The 1,876-nt window shown below is 40.6% G+C and carries 1 protein-coding gene; it reads left to right on the forward strand.

Annotation, left to right across the window (positions count from 1 at the left end):
* Nucleotides 1-283 precede the first annotated feature (283 nt).
* Nucleotides 284-1,663: a signal recognition particle protein gene (gene ffh, locus B4F91_RS01250; protein ID WP_024031859.1), complete on the forward strand. Its 1,380-nt coding sequence runs from the start codon at nucleotides 284-286 to the stop codon at nucleotides 1,661-1,663.
* Nucleotides 1,664-1,876 lie beyond the last annotated feature (213 nt).

The raw sequence follows: 1,876 nt of genomic DNA on the forward strand, positions 1-1,876 counted from the left end.
GGCAATAATAGTTAAACTAATAATTAGCATTGTGCTTGGGCCACTTATAATGAGAGTCAAATAATTCTTGTTGTTATAAGCACATTGTATTTTATAGCAAAGCAATTGCATAGACCTAAAAAAAGAAACTCAATAAGCTGTGCTTCAATACTGTATTGTGCGCCACCATTTACGGTATACTGTTTTTAATTGAAATTTAATACTATTGCTCCCATCTAATAAGTAAAATGCAAATAAGCGTGAGCTTATTGGGTCAATATAAACGTCTTATCGGAACCGTTACATGTTTGAGAACCTCCAAGAACGATTAGGTAAAACCTTAAAAAATATTAGTGGCCGCGGCCGTTTAACAGAAGACAACATTAAAGACACGCTACGTGAAGTACGTATGGCGTTTTTAGAAGCTGACGTTGCGCTGCCTGTTGTTCGCGAGTTTGTAAAGCAAGTTAAAGAACGTGCCGTAGGTGTTGAAGTAACTAAAAGCTTAAGCCCTGGCCAAGTATTTATAAAAATAGTGCGCGAAGAGCTTGAAAAAGCGATGGGTGAAGCCAACGAAGAGCTTAGCCTAAATGCACAGCCGCCAGCCGTTGTTATGATGGCTGGTTTACAAGGTGCGGGTAAAACAACCAGTGTTGGTAAGCTTGCTAAGTTTTTAAAAGAGCGTAAGAAAAAGTCAGTGCTAGTTGTTAGTGCCGATGTATACCGTCCGGCGGCTATTAAACAGCTTGAAACACTTGCCAGCGAAGTGGACGTGGATTTTTTCCCAAGTGATATTTCGCAAAAACCAGTAGATATCGCCACCGCTGCTATTTCTCATGCTAAAAAGAAATTTATAGACGTTGTTTTAGTTGATACCGCCGGCCGTTTGCACGTAGATAACGAAATGATGGGCGAAATTAAAGACCTTCATAAAGCAATCAACCCAATCGAAACATTATTTGTGGTTGATGCAATGACGGGTCAAGATGCGGCGAATACCGCTAAAGCATTTGATGAAGCGTTACCTTTAACCGGTGTTATTTTAACTAAAACAGATGGTGATGCACGCGGTGGTGCTGCTTTATCTATTCGTCATATTACCGGCAAGCCAATTAAATTTATGGGTGTGGGTGAGCGTACAGATGCACTAGAGCCGTTCCATCCCGATCGTATCGCATCGCGTATTTTAGGCATGGGGGATGTACTTTCATTAATCGAAGAAGTCGAAATGAAAGTCGATAAGGAAAAAGCAGCTAAAGTCGCTGAAAAAGTATTTAAAGGCAACGGCTTTACCCTTGATGATTTTGCAGAGCAATTAAAGCAAATGAAAAATATGGGTGGCATGATGTCGATGCTAGATAAGCTGCCTGGTATGCAAAACTTACCTGATGCTGTAAAAGGCCAAATGGGCGACAAAACCTTCATTCAAATGGAAGCAATCATCAGCTCTATGACCAAACAAGAGCGTGCGCGCCCTGAGATTATTAAAGGCTCTCGTAAAAAGCGTATAGCCGCAGGCTCTGGTACACAGGTACAAGAGATAAATAAACTGTTAAAACAGTTTACGCAAATGCAAAAAATGATGAAAAAAATGAAAGGTAAAGGCGGCATGCAAAAAATGATGCGCGGCATGAAAGGCATGTTACCACCTGGAATGATGGGTGGCGGTGGCCCTAAATTTTAATGTAGCGCTTAAATAGCCGCTATATAATGTATAACAAAAGGGCTAATTGGCCCTTTTTTGTTGAATAAATTATGCGCGTGGTGCATGATAATCTATTAATTGTGGCTCAGATCACAGTTTAACCTACTAAAGTGGCTTTTTGCTTCACTTCTTACTTGCATTGTTGCTAAAAACTCGTACAATTCCCCAGCTCCCCATACTGGGGAGTAAATC

The sequence above is a fragment of the Pseudoalteromonas sp. UBA6610 genome, from assembly GCF_002433295.1.
GTDB lineage: Bacteria > Pseudomonadota > Gammaproteobacteria > Enterobacterales > Alteromonadaceae > Pseudoalteromonas > Pseudoalteromonas atlantica.

Coding starts and splice junctions, on each gene's coding strand:
- ffh (WP_024031859.1), top strand. CDS start 284: ATGTTTGAGAACCTCCAAGAACGATTAGGTAAAACCTTAAAAAATATT.